This window comes from Scytonema hankhaensis NUACC26 (assembly GCF_045865695.1).
In the GTDB taxonomy this organism is placed as follows: Bacteria; Cyanobacteriota; Cyanobacteriia; order Cyanobacteriales; family Nostocaceae; genus Scytonema.
This window is the reverse complement of the sequence record NZ_BAACAP010000204.1, coordinates 38,754-59,974: the sequence shown is the minus strand read 5'-3', so window position 1 is coordinate 59,974 and position 21,221 is coordinate 38,754. Positions and strand designations below refer to the sequence as shown.

Genomic DNA, 21,221 nt, shown 5'->3' with positions numbered 1-21,221 from the left:
TGCCTGCTGCATAAGCATTATTTAAAGTATTGGTTAAACGAGTGGGTTAGACCCGAATGACTGCTACTAAATCATTCACTTGCACTTGATTCAATGGTTGTTGTTTCAACTTGGTATTATACGGGAAGTTCAATACAAAATTCGGTTCCCTGACTCAGAACGGAGCGAACGCTCAATTTGCCACTGTGTTTTTCTTCTACAATTTAACGCGCGATACGGCTTTAGCCGTTAAGCCTCCGGCTTATCGCCAGTCCCAATCCGGTTCCTTTGCCAACAGCTTTGGTGGTAAACAGATGCTCGAAAAGCTTCTGTTTTACTTCATCGTTCATACCAATGCCATTATCTTGAATCTGGATGGTAACGCTGTCACCGAGGGAATGTTCTTTGTCATGAGTCATCTGTCGAGCGGTGTAACTGCTTGTTAATTCAGTGCAAATCCTAATTGTGGGAATTTTTCCATTGGCAAATGATTCTTGACTCTTGACAAATGACTCTTCTATAGCATCAATTGCATTGGCTAGAATATTCATAAACACTTGATTGAGTTGTCCGGGGAAACATGAAATTTGTGGGATTTTGCCATAATCAGTTATGACTTGAATGGCAGGGCGTTTTTCGTTAGCTTTCAGGCGGTGTTTGAGAATTAAAAGTGTGCTGTCGATGCCTTCATGAATATCAAACGGTACTTTATAGTCGCGATCTGTACGGGAAAAAGTGCGGAGTGAAATGCTGATATTTTTGAGGCGATCGCATGCTATCATCATGGAGTCAATCATTTTTGGCAAGTCTTCTAAACTATATTCCAAGTCAATTTCTTCAGCATGGTCAAGAATTTTATGACTCGGTGATAGTAAGTCTTGATAGAGTCTTAGATGTTCCATTATATCGCTAAAAATTGGTTTGGCTTGTTGGAGACTCGCAGTAATAAAACCGAGGGGATTATTCATTTCGTGAGCTACACCAGCCACTAAATTACCCAGTGCAGACATTTTTTCACTTTGGACAATTTGTAATTGTGCGTTTTGTAAGTTGTGTAATGCCTGTTCTAATTCCAGAGATTTTTGCTGTAAAGTCAGTTCAGCTTTTTTGCGTTCGTGAAGTGCAGCTTGCTGTTCGCTAATATCCAATAATAATCCATCCCAAATGACTGAACCATCACTGCACTTTTTGACACGTGATTCTCCGCGAATCCACTTAATAACTCCCGATGGGGTGACAATTCGACCTTCCCAATGCCAGGGAGATAGGGTTTGAATGGTATCAGTTGCAGACTGCTGATAACGAGACACATCGTCTGGATGCACCATATCGTTGAAAAACTCTGTATTAGACATGGCTTGTTCGGGAGTAATTTCGAGCAAGCTGTAACAGTCGGCACTGATGTAACTTATCAATGAAATCCCATCAGTCTTCATGAGGTATTGATAAACCACTCCCGGAACGTTGTCTACCAGGTTGTGGAAGCGAGACTGCGCGGCGCTCAACTCATTCAGCGACTGTTCTAGTTGTTGGGCATAGTTCTGCGAACGCTCATAAAGTCTGGCATTTTCCAACGAAATCGCGGCTTGAGTGCAGAGTAAGTTCAGTAGTTCGACGCGAGCGCTGGTAAATACTCCCGTCGCTAAATTATTTTCCAGATATAGCAAACCAAGGAGTTTACCTTGATAGAGAATTGGCATACACAGCAAACTCTTGGGCTGTTGCTCTAAAAAGTAAGGATCTGTTAAAAACGATGGATGCACTGTTGCCACCATCACAATTGGTTCCATGGTGCGTTTAACAGTGTTGACAAGACTCCGAGGCACATCTTTGCTGTCTGACACGGGTATGGACTGCAAAACCATCGGCGATTGTCCAACCCGAGCTATTGCCTCAATGCTGAGTCGATCGCCATCGAGTAACATCAACACGCATTTATCTGCACCAGCCGTTGCTGTGATAATTTCTAGGAGTGCAAATAGCAATTTGTCGAGTTGAATTTTGCTCTCAAGGTTTTGAGAGGCTTTGAGGATGGTACTTAAATCGAGAGCTGCGGACGCACTATGACCGCTCCCTTCTGCCAAAGTTTGAGAAGCAAATTGGTTTTCGTCGGCATAAACAGTATCAGTAGGCGTCAATGCCGTAGCCGCCTGTTGTAGAATTGTTGCCAGCAGTTGTGGGTAGCGGCTTTCCAGGTCAGTAACTTTAGCTTTAGCCCCCCAACGGGCATAACCATAGTAAGCTTCGATCGTGTATTCTTGGGCAATCCGCGCTTTGTCCCAGTCGAGGTAGAACGAAGCCGCCAGTTCATTGGCTAAGGCTGCTTCGTTAATAAACTGATGTTCTTTAGCAAGAGTTATGGCTCGGTCATAACACTCAATAGCAGCAATTTTGTCACCTAAAACTCGATAACGTTCTGCCTCCACGAGATACCATTTATGCAAATGGTTTATTGGGGCATTTTGCGCCCATTGGTGCAGAATCGTTTGATGGCTTGTGGCTTGGGCAAACAGTCGTTCTGGCGTTGATTCTGAGATCGAGTTCGACCGATCGCCTATAGTAAAAATTTCTTCGCGTCTGTCCCAAGTATGGGTATGCAAGTGGACGCGATCTGGCTGGGTGGGTAAAAGTGCTAGATGTGTTAGTGCAGCATAAAAATGAAATATAGGAATAAGAACTAATCCCGACAACACCATGAAATAGGGACTGGCTTGGGTAACGTAGTCGAGAGCAGCCAGATAGTTGCCAAAACAATAAGCAAGCAGCAGTTTGTAGATGTAGCAAACAGCAATTGCCATGAAATCATTATCCTGCTGATGTTTCAACAGCATCACTATTTCATCGTAGGCATTACCTATTAAGCAATCGGGCTGGCTCACCGTTTCTCTCAAATGCTGCACCGTTTGCCCTGCCATGCCCAAAAAAATCTGCGCCGAATCTTGTTTCACCTGAGTCAGGACAGCGCTGTAAACAACTGATTCGGTTTCTAACGTATCTAAGTCTACACCCGCAAAAATCCCATTACAGGTATAAGACACTATGTTGTAGCCAGCGTTGAGAAAATCGCCAGTTTCCATGCCAGTCATGTAACCCTCTTTCAGGGTCACTAGCGTTTTCCTCAGTAATTCCTGATGGTGTTGAATGTAAGACCCAAACAAGCTCAGAATAATAGGTTTCATTGCCCGCTCGTTCAACCGTTCCAGCAAGTTTAACGCTAAGGAGCCAAATTCATAGCCTGTTTTGACTTCACCTAAAAAGGCACATAGCACCATGCCATGAGTCACATATCCGACCGTCGAGGTGGGGGCATTACCAAACTTGAGGGACAAATTCATCATTCTATCGCTCAACGCGGGTAGTAACTTTGGCATTCTTAGCGATACTGGTGGAAATAACGCTCCTAACACTTGCATAGCGGCTTGAGCGGTGGCATCGTTCATCATCGGTAGGTCAATCAGCCCTGCAATCTCTCTGTCTTGGAGTTGCTGGTTCCGGTCTTGTAAAACCTTGCTAATTCCAACTTCATCTACTTCCAGAGGAAAGTCTACTCCCAATTGAGCCAACGCCTCTCTTCCTAATGCGATCGCCTCTAATACTTGGCTGCTAACTGTTCGTGCTGCGATTTGAATTTTATAGATTTTTACTTTGTCGAAAATTGTCTGTGCTTGCTGTAACACGAGGGTAGCGATCTGCTCCATTTCCTGAAAATCACCATTCAAATAACTGGCTTCAGCTGCTGCAACGTATAACTTCAAAGCTAATTCGTACTGGTTTTGCCAGCAGTCGGGTTGGAGCAGAGCTATCCCAGTTTGGAAATAAACTTTGGCGGCGGCATAAGCAGTCGCAGTTTTGGCTTTAGCACCAGCTTTGAGGTTCAATTGCGCTAGGGTTTCGCGATCGCCGGGTTGTACGATTAACGCCTGTCCTTGGTTCAGATGTCCGACCATATCAAACAGCTTTTCTTCAAGCTCACTCTCCGAAAAATTTTGCTGGAGTAATTGTCCGATTTGCAGGTGGGTTGCTCGTTTTTGGTCGTCGGGAATCAGAGAATAGGCAGCTTGTTGGACGCGATCGTGCAAAAATTTGTAAGAAACTGTCAATGGTCTATTGTCATTAGTCATTTGTTTACTGTTTCCAAATGACGAATGACTATTGACTAATGACTCTTGTTGATAAAATTTATAAACTTCACTAATAGGTAAAATCAACCCTTCTTGTAAAGCTTTCCATAAATTAGCCGCCGTTTCTACCTCTGACTGTTCTGCAACGATTGCTAAAGTTGCCAAATCAAATGAGTTACCAATGCAAGCAGCTAGCTGCAATATATATTGAGTTGATGGCAGTAGTTTTCGCAATTGAACTGCCATAAAAGCAACAACATCATCTGTTAGTGCAAGCTGAGTCACTTGTGCAATGTCACATTGCCACCCACTTGGAAAGGTGAATTGAATTAGTTTATCTTGATACAAAGCTTTGAGAAATTGCGTGACAAAAAACGGATTACCTTGAGTTTTTTGAAAGACTAATTGAGAAAGTAGTGAGGCTAATTTTTTTGTACATTTTAGCGTGTCAGCAACTAATTCATTGACTTGTAGTTGACTCAAGGGTGCTAAAGTCATCGTGTTAATCGCTGCTTGTGCTTGTTGAATTTCCCTCAAAGTCAATAATAATGGATGTCCGGAGTTGACTTCGTTATCGCGATAGGCACCAATTACGAAAAGATTTCCTGTATCACTTATAAGTAATTATATTAACTTTAGTGATGCTGAATCTGCCCATTGTAAATCATCTAAAAATATGACTAATGGATGCGCGTTATTAGCAAAGACTTTGATAAACTTCTGAAATAATAAATTAAATCGATTTTGTGCTGATGTTCCTGATAGTTCGGGAACTGGTGGTTGAAGACCAATAATTTTTTCTAATTCGGGAAGAACTTCTACGAGCGCCTGTCCGTTTTCCCCTAAAGCTTCTAAAATTTTATTTTTCCATTGCAGAATTTGAGCATCACTTTCAGCGAGCAATTGCTTTATTAAATCCTGAAAGGCTTGCACAAATGCACTCAAAGGAATGTTGCGTTGCAATTGGTCATATTTGCCCTTAATAAAATAACCCTGTTGTCTTACAATCGGTTTGTGAACTTCATTGACAACTACTGTTTTGCCAATTCCCGAAAAACCAGCAACTAGCATCATTTCAGTAGCGCCCAAGCAAACTCTTTCAAATGCTTGGAGTAGAGTTTTTACTTCGTTTTCTCGTCCATAAAGTTTGTCGGGAATAATAAAGCGATCGCACGTATCTTTTTGTGCTATTGGGAAACTCTCAATTTTGCCTTGCACTTTGATAGCGGTCTTCAGCATTTTTTGCCATCAATTTCATCACAATATCTGATAAAACTTGCGGAATTTCTTGTTTCCCCCTTATTTCCTGTCCCCTATTCCCTATGAGACATGGCATTTTGGCAAGATGACAATGTACCAACTCCATCGCGTCTTGGGACTCAAAGGGTAGCTTTCCTGTCAGTAACTCATAGAAAGTAACACCCAGTGAATAAAAATCAGTCCGGTAGTCAATTGAGCGATTCATTCTTCCTGTTTGTTCGGGAGAATTAATTTAACTTGTTTTGTTTCGGGATTAATTAAAATATTGCTAGGTTTGATGTCTTTATGAATAATCCGTTCGTGGTAAAGAGTATCTAAGGTATTGCACAAAGCGAGCGCAATAGATAAAAATTCCTCTAAAGATGCAATTCGCTTCTGGTCAGTGGTGAAATAATCTTTTAGAGAAATCCCTCCAAAGTCTTCCATCACCAAGGCATAGCCATTTTGATACAATTCCAGGCTATAGACTTGGACAATGAGGGGTGAGTTGAGATTTTTGGCAATGGTGTATTGATTGCGAAACTGCACTAGTTCGCTGAAACTGGGATAGGGATTTTTCAGCAGTTTAATAACTACAGATCTGGAGTCAGTCTCTCGAAAAGCACGATAAACCAGGGTTCTTGAACCATTATAGAGTTGTTCGCTCAGTTGATATCCAGGAAGACTGATTTGGCTACTAATCATACTGCGTGCATTTTTGAGACTACCAAATTATAGTATTCCCAAGGATGGACAATTGTTTACTACAAAGAACCGAAATTATACCATTATTTGAAGAAAATCCAGATGTTCACACTTATGTAGAGGAGGAAGAGGATGCACCAGACGAATGATGCGATAAAAATCATTGACAAAATGACTCGTAGCGACTCTGAGCTTGAGGCGATGGTAGCGGAAGCTTCTATTAATGCAGAGGTAGCACAGTTGATTTATGAAGCCAGAACTAAAGCAAGGTTAACGCAGAAACCCGCACATTATTTTTACCCCTCTTAATCTCCCTTTACATCGTAAGTCACTCGTAAACGCAGTATCGGTTTTTACCAGTGTGTTTGGCTTGGTACAAGGCGCGATCGGCAGTAGCAATCAAGGTATACCAAGATGAATTTGGCTGAAGAATGAGACTGCTCGAGATTCCTACACTCAAGGTAATATGGGACGAGACCTGCGATCTGGCGTGAGGAATTTGCAGATGATTGGTTTCCAAAACAATCCTTTCAGCAACTTTCTTTGCTCCCAATACATCAGTATCGGGCAAAATAATGGCAAATTCTTCACCTCCATAACGAGCAACTAAATCTCTGGGTCGTTTAGTTACTTGATTTAAGAGTTGAGCGATTTGTTTTAAACATTCATCCCCAGCTTGATGACCGTAGTAGTCGTTATAGCATTTGAAATAGTCGATATCGCATAAAAGTAGTCCCAAGGAATTGTTAGTTAAGAGAAACTGTTGCCATTGTTCCTGCAAGTAAAAATCGAACTGACGGCGATTAGCAACAAGTGTTAAACCATCTAAAGTCGCTATTCGATGAAGTTCTTCATTTGCTTTCTTTAATTCGGCTGTACGTTCTAGCACTTTAAGTTCTAAGGAATGAGAATAATGTTTTAATTGCTCGTAAAGTCGGGCATTTTCTAAAGAGATAGCAGCTTGACAGCATAAAAGGTTAAGAATTTCCACACGTTCTTTTGTAAATGCACCTGTTGTCTGTTGATTTTCTAAATATAAAACACCAATAAGTTTACGCTGATTTATGATGGGCATACATAATAAACTTTGAGGTGGCTTCTGGATAATGTAGGAATCTGTAAATAATAAAGCTTCTTTAGTTACCTCATCAATAATAACAGTTTGTAAAGTACGTTTAACAGTGTAAATTAGGCGGATGGGAACATCACTGCTATCATCCACAAGAACTGTTTGTAAAACTTTAGGTTCTTGCCCTAACTCAATCACAGATGCCACTTGTAAAGTATCGTCCCATTGCAGTATCAACACACCTTTACTGGCTCCGGCATTCGCGATCGTTGTATCCAACAAGGTTATAATTAAGTTCTCTAAATGAATTTCACTCGACAGTGCTTGAGAAGCTTTTAAAATAGTGGCAAAATCTAAAGTTGATTGAGGTATATTATCTGCCATAAACATTATTGGGTTTAGGAACTCTCCTTAACTGGAAGTGTAATAACAAATTTAGAACCTTTACCTAAATTGGACTCAACTTCAATCGCTCCGCCATGTTTTTCTAACACAATTTGACGTGCGATACGGCTTTAGCCGTTAAGCCTCCGGCTTATCGCTAGTCCCAACCCCATTCCTTTACTGACTTCTTTAGTCGTAAACAAATGGTCGAAAATTTTTTGCTTTACCTCTTCTGTCATTCCGAGCCCATTATCCTGAATCTGAACAACAACCCTGTCATGAATCATCCCCAGAATATGCTCGCTGCTTGTTAATTCGGTGCGAATTGTAATCGTGGGAATTTTTCCACTTGCAGATGACCAATAACTCTTGAGAAATGAATCTTCTATTGCATCAATGGCATTTGCCAGAATATTCATAAACACTTGATTGAGTTGTCCGGGGAAACATTTAATGTCTGGGAGGTTGCAAGTTTCCAGCAATGAAACCAACAGGATTATTGATTTCATGCGCCACACCAGTGACTGAATTACCCAATGCTGACATCTTTTCACTTTGCACAATCTGGAGTTGGGCGTGTTGGAGTTCTTGTAAAGCGATTTCTAATTGTTGAGCATAAGCCTGGGATTTCTGATACAATCGAGCGTTTTCCAAAGAAATGGCGGCTTGAGCACAAATCGTGTTGAGTAGTTCGACACGAGCGAGGGTAAATGCGCCAGTGACCAAATTGTTTTCCAGATACAAAATACCCAACAACTTGCCTTGATACAAAATCGGGCTGCACAAGATGCTCTTAGGCTGCTGTTGCTGAATGTAGGAGTCGTGGATAAACTCAGGAGCCATTGTCGCATCAAAAACTGCTACTGGTTGTAAACTCCGTTTGACAGTGTTGACAAGACTGACTGGTACATCCTCAGTTTCTTCGATAAAATGTGGGTCGAAGAGAATTGGGGAAAAATTAAATTTAGCAACAGCTTGAACCAACAAGCGACCTTCCTGTGAAAGGAGTAGTACGCATTTATCTGCTCCAGCATTGGCAATAACGACTTGCAACAAGGTTGAGAAAAGTTTGTCTAATTCAATCTCCCTTGAAAGGGCTTGTCCGGCTTTGAGAATAGCAGCGAAATCGAGTGCATCCGTAATAGTGCTACTAGAAGTCGTCGAACCATTACTGCTCGAACTAATGACGGTTGTGTTAACCGAGAAGGCAGAACGGGGTTGCTGAAGAATGGGTGCAAGCAGTTGAGGATAACGGGTTTCTAGATCTACGATCTTAGCTTTGGCTCCCCAACGAGCGTAGCAGTAATAAGCTTCTTGCAAATAGCTACCCGCGACTTTTTCTTTGCCCCAGTCTAAGTAAAACTTAGCAGCGAGTTCGTTGGCAAGAGCTTCTTCTTGAATGAATTCATGCTCTTTGGCTCCGGTGATAGCGCGATCGTAATATTCAATTGCTTCCACTCGCTGACCCAAAACCCGATAACGTTCCGCTTCCACCAGATCGTATTTATGTTGAAAATTCATAGATGCACGAGTTGCCCAATCCTTGAGTTTTTCCTGATTGGCAGCAATGCATTCCTCAATTTCCTGTTGTTCTGGGGTTGAGCGTTGCGGTAATAGTGCCAGGTACGCCAATGATTCGTAGAAATGAAAGATGGGTACGTGCATATAACCAAGGATAGTATCCAAATACCGTCTCGCTTGTTTTCCTTGGTCTACTGCTTGTTCCCACTCAGAAAACAGATAAGATAAGACTAGTTTGTGAATCCATAGAAAAGCTAGTCCATTGCGATCGCCCGTTGCTTCATAAAATGGTACTTGCTCCTGTTCGTGGTAGGCTATACCGCTTAAGATCGCCGCATTATCTGCACGTCCTGTTAGATTGAGCAGAATTTGTCGAAGCAACTGACAGTAGGTTAAAGCTACAGTTTGCTTCAAGCGATCGAGTGCTTGGCAGTATTCGGCGATTTCCAACTCCAGTTGGGTTAAGTTTTCCCCAGCAAAATAGGAGTAAAATCCGTAGATGTGAGTAGAGTAGCCAGCGAAAGCTAGATCGCCCACATCTAAACCGCTAGAATAAGCCATTTGTAAGGGTTGTAATGTCTCGCGCAAATGCACCTTCCAATGCTGTGTAAATGCATTGACTAGGCATAACGTTTTCGCCTTAAGTTCTGAATTTTGAGTGCGCGATAGCAGAGTGAGGGCTAACTGTCCGAATTCATAACCCAATTCAAAATTTTTCTTTGCACCACACATCAATATGCCATAGCTAACATAACCAAAGGTTGAGGTTGGATCGTTACCATATACAACTGATAAATAAACCTTTTTTAAAACCACAAGTGTGTATAACATTGGGTCGAACAGATAAGCAGTGGGTGCTACAGATGTTAAAATTCTGGCTACCGCAAGCAAATTTTTATCGATATTTTCTGGTAGTGTTAGTAACTCTGAAGGTAACTGTTCTCCCATTGCATTTAAGACAGATTGAAAAGCAACTGCAACGTTTTCTTCAGTGGCAGGAGGCAATTCTACTCCCAATTGGCTTAAAATAACAAGCGCCACTGCGATCGCATCTGCAAATTGTCCTTTAGCGGTGATTGCATCAATTTTGACCTCATAAACGCTGACTCGATCTAAAGGAGTCTTTGCATAACTTAAAACATCATTGGCAAAAGTTTCCATCTGCTCTAGCTCCCCACTGAGATAAGCAGCTTCCGTTGCAACTTGATACAATGCCAGGGTCAACTCATACTGACTTTGCCAGCATTTGTCATCTAGTAAACAGATCCCTGTACGAGCATACTCAAGGGCGGCGGTATAAGCGGTAGCAGCTTTTGCCTTACAGCTTGCCATCCAATTAAATTCCGCTAGGGTTTGACGTTCTGTGAATTGGGTAATTAACTCAACTGCTCTATTGAGTTGACCTACAATTTCAAAAATGCGTTCTTCTTGCTTAGCAATCGGTGTATTCTTCAGAAGTAACTGTCCAATTTTCAGGTGGATGGGTTGTTTCTCATGACTAGGAATTAGGGAATAGGCAGCTTGTTGGACGCGATCGTGCAGAAATTTGTAAATTGTTCTTTGTCCTTTGTCAATAGTCATTTGTTCGCTTTTTTCTAATGACAAATGACCATTGACCAATGACGAAGTTTGATAAAATTTATACACTTGGCTTTGCGGAATCACCAACCCTTCCTCTAGTGCATACCATAGCACGGTTGCGACTTCGAGTTGAGTTTGTTCGGAAACAATTGCCAGAGTCACCAAATCAAATTGATTGCCAATACAAGCCGCAAGTCTCAAAAGATTTTGAGTCGCAAGTGGCAACTTCTGCAACTGCATTGCCATGAATTCTACTACATCGTCACTTAGCGAGAGAGATCTCACCTTCGCCAGATCGCACTGCCAATGTCCCATTTGAGTATCAAACTCAATCCACCCATCTTCGTGCAATACTTTAAGAAACTGCGTGCTGAAAAAAGGATTTCCTTTTGTCTTTTGATACACCAACTCGCTCAGAGGTTGAGCCACTGTTTCTCGACATTGCAAAGTATCCGCAACCAACGCATTCAAACTCCTTTGATTTAAAGCAGTCAATGTCATTATATTGACTGTGACACGAGCTTTCTTAAGTTCTTCGAGAGTCAACATCAACGGATGAACGGGTGACACTTCATTATCGCGATACGCGCCAATTAACAGTAGATATCCCCCTTGACTTTGGCTCATCAACACCTGCATGAGATTTAACGAAGCTGAATCTGCCCATTGCAAATCGTCTAAAAAGATAACCAACGGATGTGTTTGTGTAGCGAATACCTGAATGAACTTTTGAAAAACTAAATTAAAGCGGTTTTGGGCTGTACTCCCTGAGAGTGTCGGAACCGGAGGTTGTTCGCCAATAATTTGCTCTAACTCAGGAATTACCTCAATAACGATTTGGGCATTTTCCCCCAAGACTATTTTGAGGTGAGTTTGCCACCGCGCTAGTTGCTCATCATCTTCACACAGCAACTGTCTCATTAAATCCCGCAAAGCTTGTACAAAGGCAGAGAGTGGAATGTTACGGTTGAATTGGTCGTATTTGCCTTTAATGAAGTAACCTTGTTGCCGGACAATTGGTTTATGCACTTCATTAACAACGGCAGTTTTGCCAATCCCGGAGAATCCAGCCACCAGCATCAGTTCTGATTTGCCTTCACTGACGCGATTAAAAGCACTCAGTAGCTCAATCACCTCAACTTCTCTACCGTAAAGACGCTCAGGAATATTGAAGCGATCGCTTCTATCGCGCTGTGCTAGAGTAAACCAAGCCCTGTTGCCGTTTTTCTGCCATTGCGTCTGACACAGTTCCAAGTCATATTTTAGTCCCAACGCGCTCTGATAGCGATCTTCCGCGTTCTTTGCCATTAATTTGGCAAGAATTTCCGAGAGAATGGGTGGAATATCAGCGTTGAGGTCATGAGCCACGGGTGCTTGCACTGCAATATGACAGTGAAGCAACTCCATGGGATCGTTAATGACAAAGGGGAGTTGTCCCGTTAGGAGTTCGTAGAACGTCACGCCAAGAGAATAAAAATCGCTACGGTAATCAATCCCCCTGTTCATCCGCCCGGTCTGTTCGGGGGAGAGATAGGCTAAAGTCCCTTCCAGAATTTTAGGATTTTGAATTTCCTGTGTTTCTCTCGGTAATAAAGATGAAATACTAAAGTCAATGAGTTTGACTTCTTTTGTTTGGGGCTGAATCAAAATATTAGCTGGTTTGAGGTCTTTATGAATGACCTGACAGCGATGTAATTCTGCTAATGTCTGTGCCAGTTGTATGCCAATGGTGAAAAATTCGTCAACTTTTAGGACACAAGGGGTGTGGGAAATAGAGTCGCACTGCTTTTTATGGGGGTGGAATTGGGGGGAGCAATCGCTAAGTGCCTGTTGTTTGAGATAATTTGACAGGGAAATACCGCCGATATCTTCCATAATTAAGGCATAGCCCTGACGATATGGCAAAAGCGCCAACGGTTTCACTGTACCAGCAAGGGGGACTTTTCGAGCGATCGCGTACTGATTGCGAAATGATAAGAGTTCGCTAAAATTGGGATAGGGATTCTTCAGCAGTTTAATAACTACGGGTAAGCAGTCAGTCTCTCGACAAGCTCGATAAACAATGGTTCTCGAACCATTATAAATTTGTTCGAGCGCTTGATATCCAGGAATACTGATTTGGTTACTAACCATACTGCTAAATCTTCAAGAGTACCAGATTTAGTGTTCCCAGATACTTGTAGTTTTTTACTAACGAGAACCAAAATTTATCTCGAAATTTTCCAGTAGTTTTCAGATCGATAGATCGCTCTCTTATCTAGTACGGGCGGGACGCCCGTACCACAAGAAGTTTTTTGGAGACTTTTTTGTTTGGAAGTCCCTTACTTCAGGGTGACTTTTTCATTTTCACCAACTTTGGGTTTCTCACCTGTGGTTACTGCTTTCACCAAACCAATTGTATGTGCGATAAAACCCGATGGTGCATCCCAGTACTCTGCTTTTTCAACATTCACTTTGAGTAAAGCAATGTCGGGTTCTTCTAATTCTTTAGGAAACCAGGCTTTAAGCTGAGGTTTCCACAACTCTTGTATTTTATTGCGATCGCGTACCAACTGAGCTATACCTGACATAGAAACATAGGTTTGCGCTTTAGGGTCAGAAAAGCTAACGTTAACCTGCTGGTGCTGTTCGATCTCCAAAACTTTGTGAGAACTGGCGTAAGTAAAGAACCAGAGGTCTCCATCAAATTCCACTTCAGAGTTGGTTGACATGGGGCGACTATGCAACGTTCCGTCTTCATCGATTGTAGTCAGCATTCCAATGTCCATATCCTTTATAAGTTCGCGCAGCTTCTGAATTGTTTGATTGCGCTCTTGTGAATCTGTCATCTAAAAACCTCCGGGAGTAGGGAAACCTTGCGTCTTTAGACCAAGGAGAAACTAAGACACGGCCCATTTTAATGGGCGTCATACTCCATTACCGCCTTGGGGTTGCTTAACTTGTTGAGCCACACCGCTAAATAGAATTTAGCGGATTCAGGCTAGAAGTAGGCGTCAACTTTTCGTCCGAACCTATTTGCATAGGATGACTATCTGGTCAACGTTTTCTAGCTATGGGTCAAACCGCTCTGCCGCTCTACCAGGGACACGGGCTTTCGGACTAGCCTACTCAACTCGCAGTTTAGGTCATTGCTTTCATGCCGACCACGGGAGCGGCTCCGCCCCACAATACATGAAAACTTTCCTGATTTCTTGTCCAAACAACAAGTCCGGTGTACTTTCAACCATGGACGTTGGACAAATACAACGTAGTGAGTCCACCCTTGTAGAAAGGTTTCCTTTCGTAGAGGAGTGGCGAACCCGTAAGGGCGTAAGCATTTGCGTACCTTCACTTAATTAAGCCTATGTACTCAAAAGCTACTAATAAAAATATACCACACTACGCCCATTAAAATGGGACGTGTCGCGTTTCCACCCCGATATAAATAACATATAAGTCTCAATTCATTTAATGTCTTGAGACTTATCTTTCGGGGCTACCACGCTCCCGTGTATTTTAGGTGTTAACGTCTTTACACATTGGATGCTTGAGTCTAGAGATGGAGTTTTAGCTTATTTATTACCAGTGACATATGCAGTACTAAAACACCATCATCTATTACCTTATTAACAAGTATGAAATACTTAATCGACTATCGCTGTTCACTGATTACTGGTCACTGTTCACTGGTCATAGTGCATAAATACAACAGGAATTCTGATGAGCTTTTTCCCTAATTGTGATATACCAAACTTACGTTTAAGAGATGGTGGTAAATTCTCAAAAGCGACTGGAGTAAAGCCAAAGCGGCTGTAAAACTGAGCTAATTGCTGACCTAAGCATTCTAAATAAAGTGGCAAAGTTGCTTGATGAATCAGATGTTGTGTTAAGATTCTTCCCAAACCGCGACCTCTCCATGCAGGTAACACGACTAAACTTCCAAGTTCTTGTACTCTAGAAAAGTTGCGGAGTTGTCCGCATGCTACTATCTGACCCTTGCATTCTATAACCCAAAATTGCTGCCATCTGATTTGAGTAGGATCGAGTGCTGCTCTCAATACCAGTAGCCGGATAGACCAAATATCTTCAGATGTTGCTTTGCGAAGAACACATTCTGCTGGTAAAGAAATCATAATTATGTACCGTGCAATGGATTTAATACCATTTCACCAAATGATTGCTACACACGATCCCCCCTAGCCCCCTCACAGGGGTAGGTTTTTTACAATTCCTGAAGGTAAGACAAGGAAGACGGGAGGTATTGTAGACAAGGAAGATTTTCTACGCGAAATGGTAAGCGTCAGGGTCTGTTCTCGTTGCCAACGCGATTGGCTCTCGCCACGCCAAAGGCGATCGCACGCCGTAGATAGGCGAGTGTATCGCATCTACCCCACCTTGGTCATGGGAGAAAGTGAAAACCTGCATTTAACCCCTGTTGGCGCGATCGCTCTCAACTGCCCTTTCTCCAATATTTGTTCGACTGCCGTAATTCATCAAAAAAGTCGAAAGTCGAAGTAGGAAAAGTAGGTTGATTTTAAAAAAGAATAGCTTTATTTTTAAAACCTGATAAGGTTTGATATATTATGTCCAAATCACAGGAAAAATGTTAAGCCAACTCTTGCAAAAGAAACTCCCAAAGAGTAGAGTTTCTTCTACAGTGTCCAGAACTTCGCCAACATTCATTAGGGTTTTGTATAAAAAATTACGTTAGGAAAAAACTATGTCTTTAAATGTTGAACTATTAGAGCAAAGTTTCGCTCAAATAAAACCTCGCGCTGAGGACTTTGTAGCTAGTTTCTACGAAAACCTGTTTACAGCTCACCCAGAAGCAAAGCCGTTATTTGCCAAGACTAATATGGTCGAGCAACGCAAACATCTGTTAGCGGCTCTAGTCTTGGTAGTACAAAATCTTCGGAAGTCAGAGGTTTTAGAAGAAGCTCTCAAAACTCTAGGAGCCAAGCACGTCAGATATGGAACCGCTCCCGAACATTACCCCCTAGTTGGGCAAGCACTGCTAACAACGTTTGAGCAGTATCTTCAGCAAGATTGGACTCCTGAAGTCAAGCAAGCCTGGACAGATGCCTTCGGAGCAATTGCTCATGTAATGTTAAAAGGTGCAGACGAAGTATATTCTTAGTTCTAAGGAGACTTATCGACCTTTTTGAAGACAAATTACTCAAGCATATCAAAGACATATACAGCATGTCCGAAATATTAACTTGGTGTCAAAAAAATGGTAGAATGGAATTTTGACCCGTCTACCAAAATGAAAAATACACTTCATTATATTCAAAAATACCCGCAGCTTACAAAACAAATATTGGGAATAAATAACACTCGACCAGTTCCAAGACTTATTGAGCATTGCTGAAATGCATCATCATCTTCAAGCAGAGATAGAACATAACAACATCCAGTAACTTACCGAGAATGTAGCCGCAGTAAACCAAAGAGTAGACGCACTAACTACCAATGTTGCTGAAGTAACCAATCGTGTTGATATTCTAGCCATACAAGCAGAGCAGGATTGAGCGCAAGCAGCCCAAGACAGACAGCAAGCAGCCCTTGACCGCCAAGAATTCCGAACTGAAATTCGGCGGATTTGGGAATATTTGCGCGACAGAAACGGTGGTAGCAAACGATAAATTCTCATTTTTTTGTTTATGCATGAATTAAAATTTTTGTCAAGACAAATTTAGATACGTTTGCCCTGGTTGCTCCCCCTTTTGCACCCAGACTTAGACCGGGCTGGCGAAAATAAGTGACCCGTTCAAATTGGAAGTTGCTAGAGATGCCTATTGGGGAGAGCGATCTGCTGAAAGCCGCAGCGCATTGCGGCACAAATGTCTATTCTCCTCCTTCACTTCGACATTAGTGAGCAGATAATCCCGCACCCAATCGCAACCCACTGCAACTACCTTATCCAACTCTACAGACTGCTCTAAATTCCACAAAATTACCGTTTTGTCCTCAGAAGCCGAAGCCAGAGTTTTGCCGTCAGGAGCGAACGCTAATCCCTTAACTCCAGCACTATGTCCAATTAGATGAGTCAGGAATGTGCCATTACTCTTCCAGACCTGAACTCGAGCAGTTAATGAAGCTCACTGGTGGCTTTCCGTATTTAATCCGACCTGAGTTCGACGTAAGCCCCTAACGGGTGCGATTTGCCCCCGTTAAGCATGAAAGAAACACACTCAGTCACAGAGGGCGGTGCTACAAGTTCAAAGCCAAGAGATTGAGCCTTTTTCTTGAGTTGGTTCACCATACGTTCGTGATATTTTTGTTCGTAGTAGTCCACTCCGGGATCGGCATACTCGCCGCCAGTTGTCCACAGGTAGTAGAAAATTCTTGCCAGTTTATGAGCTGTAGCTGTAATAGCTTTGGGAGTACCGCAACGCGCTCGTAACCGTCGATAGAAAGCGCCCAAGGCAGTGCGACTGTTGCGTAAAGATTGAGCCGCCATCCGGAATGCGCGAGCTGCTCGATTAATCACAGGGCGAGTTTGAGAACTTTTCACCTTACCGCCAGTAATCCGAGACCCAGGACACAGACCAAGCCAAGAAGTAAAATGCTTGACTGTTGGAAAGCGACTTGGATCTAACCCTACCTCAGATAAGATAGCTTGCACCGTTAATACTCCAAAACCATCAATGCGGGTAAAATCGACACCACTAATGCGATAGAGATGGGTACGCAAGTCAAAAGCAGGAGAATTGCCACGGGGCTTTATGCCTCGTTGCTTAGGTTTTGATAGGGGTTTTGCGGACACATCCACTTTAGAATCAAATGCAGCCAGACACTGCTCAATTTTTTCATCACAGCTAGCTATCTGAGACTGATAGACTTCCCACAGGTGCAACTCTTGTTGGAGAATGAACAGTTGTTCGGCACGATAGTCTCCAGTCAAGGCAGCAGCAATCTGCTCAGTACTGCTTTTGATACGACAGTCTTTAAGGCTTGCTAACTTTTGTGGATTATGCTCACCAGCAATAATAGCGCGGATAATTGTTAAACCTGTAGTGCCTGTAATGTCAGTGATGACTCGATGCAACTGTATATTCATTTCCGTCAAAGCTTTCTGCATACGAAGCACATGAGTTGTACTACTACGAATCAAGTTATCTCGTTGGCGGATATAGCTACGCAACACACAAATTTGGTCGTCAGGACGAAATGACCCAGATAATAGACCATAGGTATGCAACTGCTGTAGCCATTGACAATCAAGAACATCACTTTTGCGACCAGGTACAGTTTTGACGTAATGAGCATTTACCAGTTTGACTTCAAAACCTCGTGCCTCCAAAATTTGAAACACTGGTATCCAGTAAACTCCCGTTGATTCCATAGCCACGGTGTTCACGCCACATTTAGCCAGCCAATCAGCTAAAGCATAAAGTTCTGCAGTGAAACATCCAAAACGACGCACACACTGTGTATCACGGTCAGCCGGAACGCTCACCCAGTGATTATCGGCACCTATATCGATTCCTGCTGCATTCAGGTTGATTTGCTTTAAGCTTTGCAAACTTTCCGTCTGGAGTTGGGGCTTAGTTGGTAGCATCTCTTTTCCCCCTTACACTCGCATTTAATAATTAAGAAAAATATGTGCCCCGATCTAGGTGGATACAATCATTCAATCTCCGCGCACGGGATAGCGACTCACGCCACTTCACCAATGTCTTAATCGCAGCACCTAGAACCAGGCTTACGTTCGGGCGCTTTTAGCACCACTGAAAATTACGGTTTTCTTTTCGGGACACAATATATAGTATAACCCTACTACTTCCACCTCTGTGGCTCTCGTGTGTTTCTTTCATGCTTAACGGGGGCAAATCGCACCCGTTAGGGGCTTACATCGTACTCAGGTCCATAAGCAATTTCCCAATCAAAATCCTACCTCTTTCTCCAGCACAAGCAATGGCTCAAGAAGATGTGAGTGAGTTCTATCAAAAGTTGGAGGTTGAGCCTGTGGAAGATAGATTGTCCGAGCGCAAACTGTGCTCAACAATTAAGAAAAATAATTGTGGAAGTACTCTCGATATAGCTCACAGCTAACAGTTGCTTGATTTTCGATTATATGCACTAACCCTAAACTTTTTAACTTAAACGCCACCTCAATCTCTTAGGAATAAGGAGCAATGGGGATTAACGGGTTTTGGATTGGAGATTAACTCTCTTTTGTCACTTTGGGAGAATCCAAATCGCCCAAACGGTTACGGGGCTTTATTTTCCACTTTTTGTATAGAAATTTTAGTTTCTATTAGAAAATAAAGCCTTAAACCTGGATTAAATCAAAGTCTCAGAATTTGGCTTCGATTATTATTTTCCGATAATGACAGCAGTAAAAAGTATATCTGTCTGTGCTTAAGACAATTAACTCCGAGATGACAACACTAAGAATTGCGAGAAGTTCTGAATAAATTCCTCCATCGACAGGGTACTATCTTTGTTAACATCACTCATGTTCCAGAACATCTTGATGTCTTCATCTTCATAGCCCAAGGCTTTAAATTTCGCCTCAATTTCAGAGACTTCATCATCAACAATTAACATTCGATAATGTGGTTGATTGGGCGCTAAACCAATAATGCGAACGGTTTGAGATTGATTTTCAACTTGAGCGCTATCAATAACTTTGGGTCTAATGTCAAATATGAATGTCGTGTTAAAGGTAGGTAAAGCGGTTCTCTCATAATTGAATTGCTCTTGGGAAGCGATCGCCAATTTTTCTAAATCTGGTGTAAAAGATTTACTACCACTGATTACAGTTATTTTACCACCCATTAAATTAATGAACTGATGGCTGATAGTTAATCCCAATCCTGTTCCTTCTTGGACTTGTTGGCTTGAGGAAGTTTGTCCAAAAGGTTTGAATAATTTTGCTAGTTCGTGAGGAGCAATACCAAGACCTGTATCTGAAACTTCAAAGAGAATTTGGCACTGGGAACCTGGAGATGTTGTAGACCCTATCTCTAACGCATTCAATTTTACATTGACAGATACAGTTCCTTTCTGAGTAAATTTAATGGCATTATTCAGTAAATTAATTAGCACTTGCCTCAATTTCAGTTGATCTGTACAAATATATTGAGGAACATCTTCAGCATACTTAAATAATAGCTGTAACCCTTGCTTTTTAGCTTTAAAATCAAAGATATTTTCTACATCAGATAGTAAGTAGTAAAGGTCAAAATTACTTTCATTAAGCGTCATTTTTCCCGATTCAATTTTGGAGAGATCGAGCACTTGGTTAATTAGATTCAACAAATGTTCTCCATTGCGATTAATAATACTAAGATTGTCTTGTTCTTCTGCCGATAAGCTGGTATTACTTCTCATTAAGTTAGAAAACCCTAAGATTACGTTCAGAGGCGTTCTTAATTCGTGGCTCATGTTAGCAATAAAAGAGCTTTTCGCATGGTTAGCTGCTTCAGATTCTTGTTTAGCTATCTCTAATTCGGCAGTACGTTCTTTAACTTTTTGCTCTAATTTATTGTAAATTCGGGCATTTTCAATCGAAATTGCAACTTGAGATGATAGTAAATTTAATATTTCCACTCTGTTGGGCATAAAAGCTTTTACTGTTAGATTATTTTCTAGATAAAGGATGCCAATGAGTTTGCCTTGATTCAGGATAGGAATACATAAAACTGATTTTGGCTGCTGTTGAATGATATACGCATCATTAGTAAAATTTGTTTCAGTTGTCAGATCGTCAACTAATAGAATTTCTTGGGTATGTGCTACATAGTTAATGATGCTAGTGGGTATTTCTTCTGGGGTAATCGCTACTGATGGCAGCAAATTTACTATAATTTTTTGTGTCTGCTTCCCTGGTTCTAAAAGAGCGATCGCCTCTAAAGTTAAATGACCCTGCTCGTACAAGACAAGTGCGCCTTTAGAAGCTCCGGCATTTTCGATAGCGACTTGCATTAAAGTAGAAAGCAAGTTTTCTAAATTGATTTCTTTTGAGATAGCTTGAGAAGCTGTAATCACCGCTGCTAAGTCTAAAGCTTCTGAACCTTCTGTTGAATTAGAAATAGCATTACCTGTATTTATTTTACTAACTTTGCCATTGGCATCAGATTTAGTCTGTTCACCAAGTTGAATGTGAGCCAGTAAATCTGGATAACGACTTTCTAAATCTTTTACTTTGGCTAATGCACTCCAGTGAAAGTAAGCATAATAAGCTTCAGTCAGGTAAACTTTGGCAATTTTTTCTTTTCCCCATGCTAGATAAAATTTAGCAGCTAGTTCGTTAGCAAGAGCTTCTTCATTTAAGAACTCCCGATCTTTAGCTTCGGCAATAGCTTTGTCATAATATTCCATCGCCAGAACATTTTCACCAATAACTCGATAGTACTCTGCTTGCACTAGATTAAATTTATGCAAATAATTCATAGGAGCATGATGTGCCCACGTCTGCATTTTTTTCAGATTAGCTTCTACCTTTTCCAGATGACTTTTTTGTTCGTCTTCTGAACTATCAAAATACACCGCCAGCCTAGTTAGAGAATCGTAAAAATAAAAAATCGGAACAATTATTGTAGATGTTACACCAGCTAAATATTTTTCAGCATTTTCCGCCTTTTCAAGGGCTTTAGCATAATTATTAAACAAATAATTTAACATAAGCTGAC

General features: G+C 41.7%; 17 protein-coding genes and 2 pseudogenes. 4 read left to right on the top strand and 15 right to left on the bottom strand.

The window, feature by feature from the left end; translation table 11 throughout:
- Nucleotides 1-221 precede the first annotated feature (221 nt).
- The 4 genes from ACKTT2_RS24390 to ACKTT2_RS24375 form a co-directional block, all read right to left on the bottom strand.
- Nucleotides 222-4,637 (bottom strand): GAF domain-containing protein, encoded by a 4,416-nt coding sequence (locus tag ACKTT2_RS24390; RefSeq protein WP_407891347.1) that lies wholly within the window; start codon nt 4,635-4,637, stop codon nt 222-224.
- 87 nt (nt 4,638-4,724) lie between these two features.
- The gene (locus ACKTT2_RS24385) at nt 4,725-5,339 is read right to left on the bottom strand and encodes an ATP-binding protein (RefSeq protein ID WP_407891344.1); all 615 of its coding nucleotides are present in this window, start codon (nt 5,337-5,339) and stop codon (nt 4,725-4,727) included.
- The gene (locus ACKTT2_RS24380; RefSeq protein ID WP_407891342.1) at nt 5,302-5,565 is read right to left on the bottom strand and encodes a protein kinase domain-containing protein; all 264 of its coding nucleotides are present in this window, start codon (nt 5,563-5,565) and stop codon (nt 5,302-5,304) included. The genes ACKTT2_RS24385 and ACKTT2_RS24380 overlap by 38 nt, the downstream gene beginning before the upstream one ends.
- Entirely contained in the window at nt 5,562-6,044 is a 483-nt protein-coding gene (locus ACKTT2_RS24375; protein ID WP_407891340.1) for a serine/threonine protein kinase, read from the bottom strand. Before ACKTT2_RS24375 ends, ACKTT2_RS24380 begins: the two co-directional genes overlap by 4 nt.
- 132 nt (nt 6,045-6,176) lie before the next feature.
- Here ACKTT2_RS24375 and ACKTT2_RS24370 point away from each other — a divergent pair, with 132 nt between their 5' ends.
- Entirely contained in the window at nt 6,177-6,353 is a 177-nt protein-coding gene (locus ACKTT2_RS24370; protein WP_407891338.1) for a hypothetical protein, read from the top strand.
- A gap of 19 nt (nt 6,354-6,372) precedes the next feature.
- On the opposite strand, the gene ACKTT2_RS24365 is transcribed toward ACKTT2_RS24370, so the two are convergent.
- The 5 genes from ACKTT2_RS24365 to ACKTT2_RS24345 all read right to left on the bottom strand — a co-directional run bounded on the left by ACKTT2_RS24365 (nt 6,373) and on the right by ACKTT2_RS24345 (nt 14,711).
- Nucleotides 6,373-7,497 carry a diguanylate cyclase domain-containing protein gene (locus tag ACKTT2_RS24365; protein ID WP_407891336.1) on the bottom strand — a complete coding sequence of 375 codons (1,125 nt, stop codon included), beginning with the start codon at nt 7,495-7,497 and terminating at the stop codon, nt 6,373-6,375.
- A 131-nt stretch (nt 7,498-7,628) separates the two neighbouring features.
- Nucleotides 7,629-7,916 (bottom strand): ATP-binding protein, encoded by a 288-nt coding sequence (locus ACKTT2_RS24360; protein WP_407891334.1) that lies wholly within the window; start codon nt 7,914-7,916, stop codon nt 7,629-7,631.
- A 31-nt stretch (nt 7,917-7,947) separates the two neighbouring features.
- Nucleotides 7,948-12,732 carry an ATP-binding protein gene (locus ACKTT2_RS24355; protein WP_407891332.1) on the bottom strand — a complete coding sequence of 1,595 codons (4,785 nt, stop codon included), beginning with the start codon at nt 12,730-12,732 and terminating at the stop codon, nt 7,948-7,950.
- Nucleotides 12,733-12,920: 188 nt separating this feature from the next.
- Nucleotides 12,921-13,427 carry a pyridoxamine 5'-phosphate oxidase family protein gene (locus tag ACKTT2_RS24350; RefSeq protein ID WP_407891330.1) on the bottom strand — a complete coding sequence of 169 codons (507 nt, stop codon included), beginning with the start codon at nt 13,425-13,427 and terminating at the stop codon, nt 12,921-12,923.
- Nucleotides 13,428-14,261: 834 nt separating this feature from the next.
- Nucleotides 14,262-14,711 carry a GNAT family N-acetyltransferase gene (locus tag ACKTT2_RS24345; RefSeq protein WP_407891328.1) on the bottom strand — a complete coding sequence of 150 codons (450 nt, stop codon included), beginning with the start codon at nt 14,709-14,711 and terminating at the stop codon, nt 14,262-14,264.
- Nucleotides 14,712-14,868: 157 nt separating this feature from the next.
- Between ACKTT2_RS24345 and ACKTT2_RS24340 the strand changes: the two genes are divergently transcribed.
- Together ACKTT2_RS24340 and ACKTT2_RS24335 are read left to right on the top strand one after the other, a co-directional pair.
- A complete protein-coding gene (locus ACKTT2_RS24340; RefSeq protein ID WP_407891326.1) occupies nt 14,869-15,096 on the top strand; it encodes a hypothetical protein in 228 nt (75 codons plus the stop codon).
- A gap of 202 nt (nt 15,097-15,298) precedes the next feature.
- On the top strand, nt 15,299-15,715 hold the full coding sequence (locus ACKTT2_RS24335; RefSeq protein ID WP_407891323.1) for a globin family protein: 417 nt from the start codon (nt 15,299-15,301) through the stop codon (nt 15,713-15,715).
- 249 nt (nt 15,716-15,964) lie between these two features.
- Here ACKTT2_RS24335 and ACKTT2_RS24330 read toward each other — a convergent pair whose 3' ends face one another.
- The 4 genes and pseudogenes from ACKTT2_RS24330 to ACKTT2_RS24315 all read right to left on the bottom strand — a co-directional run.
- Nucleotides 15,965-16,231, bottom strand: coding sequence for a hypothetical protein (locus ACKTT2_RS24330; protein ID WP_407891321.1), 267 nt, complete (start codon nt 16,229-16,231; stop codon nt 15,965-15,967).
- Between the two features lie 142 nt (nt 16,232-16,373).
- On the bottom strand, nt 16,374-16,532 hold the full coding sequence (locus tag ACKTT2_RS24325) for a hypothetical protein (RefSeq protein WP_407891319.1): 159 nt from the start codon (nt 16,530-16,532) through the stop codon (nt 16,374-16,376).
- A 3-nt stretch (nt 16,533-16,535) separates the two neighbouring features.
- Nucleotides 16,536-16,631 (bottom strand): annotated as a pseudogene (locus tag ACKTT2_RS24320) (hypothetical protein); the annotation flags it as partial.
- Between the two features lie 164 nt (nt 16,632-16,795).
- Nucleotides 16,796-18,142: pseudogene (locus ACKTT2_RS24315) on the bottom strand (IS110 family RNA-guided transposase); the annotation flags it as partial.
- 356 nt (nt 18,143-18,498) lie between these two features.
- Between ACKTT2_RS24315 and ACKTT2_RS24310 the strand changes: the two are divergent.
- Nucleotides 18,499-18,636: a hypothetical protein gene (locus tag ACKTT2_RS24310; protein ID WP_407891381.1), complete on the top strand. Its 138-nt coding sequence runs from the start codon at nt 18,499-18,501 to the stop codon at nt 18,634-18,636.
- Here ACKTT2_RS24310 and ACKTT2_RS24305 read toward each other — a convergent pair.
- Nucleotides 18,590-18,694 carry an AAA-like domain-containing protein gene (locus ACKTT2_RS24305; RefSeq protein WP_407891317.1) on the bottom strand — a complete coding sequence of 35 codons (105 nt, stop codon included), beginning with the start codon at nt 18,692-18,694 and terminating at the stop codon, nt 18,590-18,592. The two genes, ACKTT2_RS24310 and ACKTT2_RS24305, sit on opposite strands and share 47 nt — an antisense overlap.
- Nucleotides 18,695-18,954: 260 nt before the next feature.
- Nucleotides 18,955-21,213 (bottom strand): GAF domain-containing sensor histidine kinase, encoded by a 2,259-nt coding sequence (locus ACKTT2_RS24300; RefSeq protein WP_407891315.1) that lies wholly within the window; start codon nt 21,211-21,213, stop codon nt 18,955-18,957.
- Nucleotides 21,214-21,221: the final 8 nt, after the last annotated feature.

What these genes read in the sequence shown, in the direction of transcription:
- ACKTT2_RS24385 (WP_407891344.1), bottom strand. Translation starts at nt 5,339, where the DNA reads ATGCTGAAGACCGCTATCAAAGTGCAAGGCAAAATTGAGAGTTTCCCA.
- ACKTT2_RS24380 (WP_407891342.1), bottom strand. Translation starts at nt 5,565, where the DNA reads ATGAATCGCTCAATTGACTACCGGACTGATTTTTATTCACTGGGTGTT.
- ACKTT2_RS24375 (WP_407891340.1), bottom strand. Translation starts at nt 6,044, where the DNA reads ATGATTAGTAGCCAAATCAGTCTTCCTGGATATCAACTGAGCGAACAA.
- ACKTT2_RS24370 (WP_407891338.1), top strand. Translation starts at nt 6,177, where the DNA reads ATGCACCAGACGAATGATGCGATAAAAATCATTGACAAAATGACTCGT.
- ACKTT2_RS24365 (WP_407891336.1), bottom strand. Translation starts at nt 7,497, where the DNA reads ATGGCAGATAATATACCTCAATCAACTTTAGATTTTGCCACTATTTTA.
- ACKTT2_RS24360 (WP_407891334.1), bottom strand. Translation starts at nt 7,916, where the DNA reads ATGAATATTCTGGCAAATGCCATTGATGCAATAGAAGATTCATTTCTC.
- ACKTT2_RS24355 (WP_407891332.1), bottom strand. Translation starts at nt 12,732, where the DNA reads ATGGTTAGTAACCAAATCAGTATTCCTGGATATCAAGCGCTCGAACAA.
- ACKTT2_RS24350 (WP_407891330.1), bottom strand. Translation starts at nt 13,427, where the DNA reads ATGACAGATTCACAAGAGCGCAATCAAACAATTCAGAAGCTGCGCGAA.
- ACKTT2_RS24345 (WP_407891328.1), bottom strand. Translation starts at nt 14,711, where the DNA reads ATGATTTCTTTACCAGCAGAATGTGTTCTTCGCAAAGCAACATCTGAA.
- ACKTT2_RS24340 (WP_407891326.1), top strand. Translation starts at nt 14,869, where the DNA reads ATGGTAAGCGTCAGGGTCTGTTCTCGTTGCCAACGCGATTGGCTCTCG.
- ACKTT2_RS24335 (WP_407891323.1), top strand. Translation starts at nt 15,299, where the DNA reads ATGTCTTTAAATGTTGAACTATTAGAGCAAAGTTTCGCTCAAATAAAA.
- ACKTT2_RS24330 (WP_407891321.1), bottom strand. Translation starts at nt 16,231, where the DNA reads ATGAGAATTTATCGTTTGCTACCACCGTTTCTGTCGCGCAAATATTCC.
- ACKTT2_RS24310 (WP_407891381.1), top strand. Translation starts at nt 18,499, where the DNA reads ATGGCTCAAGAAGATGTGAGTGAGTTCTATCAAAAGTTGGAGGTTGAG.
- ACKTT2_RS24300 (WP_407891315.1), bottom strand. Translation starts at nt 21,213, where the DNA reads ATGTTAAATTATTTGTTTAATAATTATGCTAAAGCCCTTGAAAAGGCG.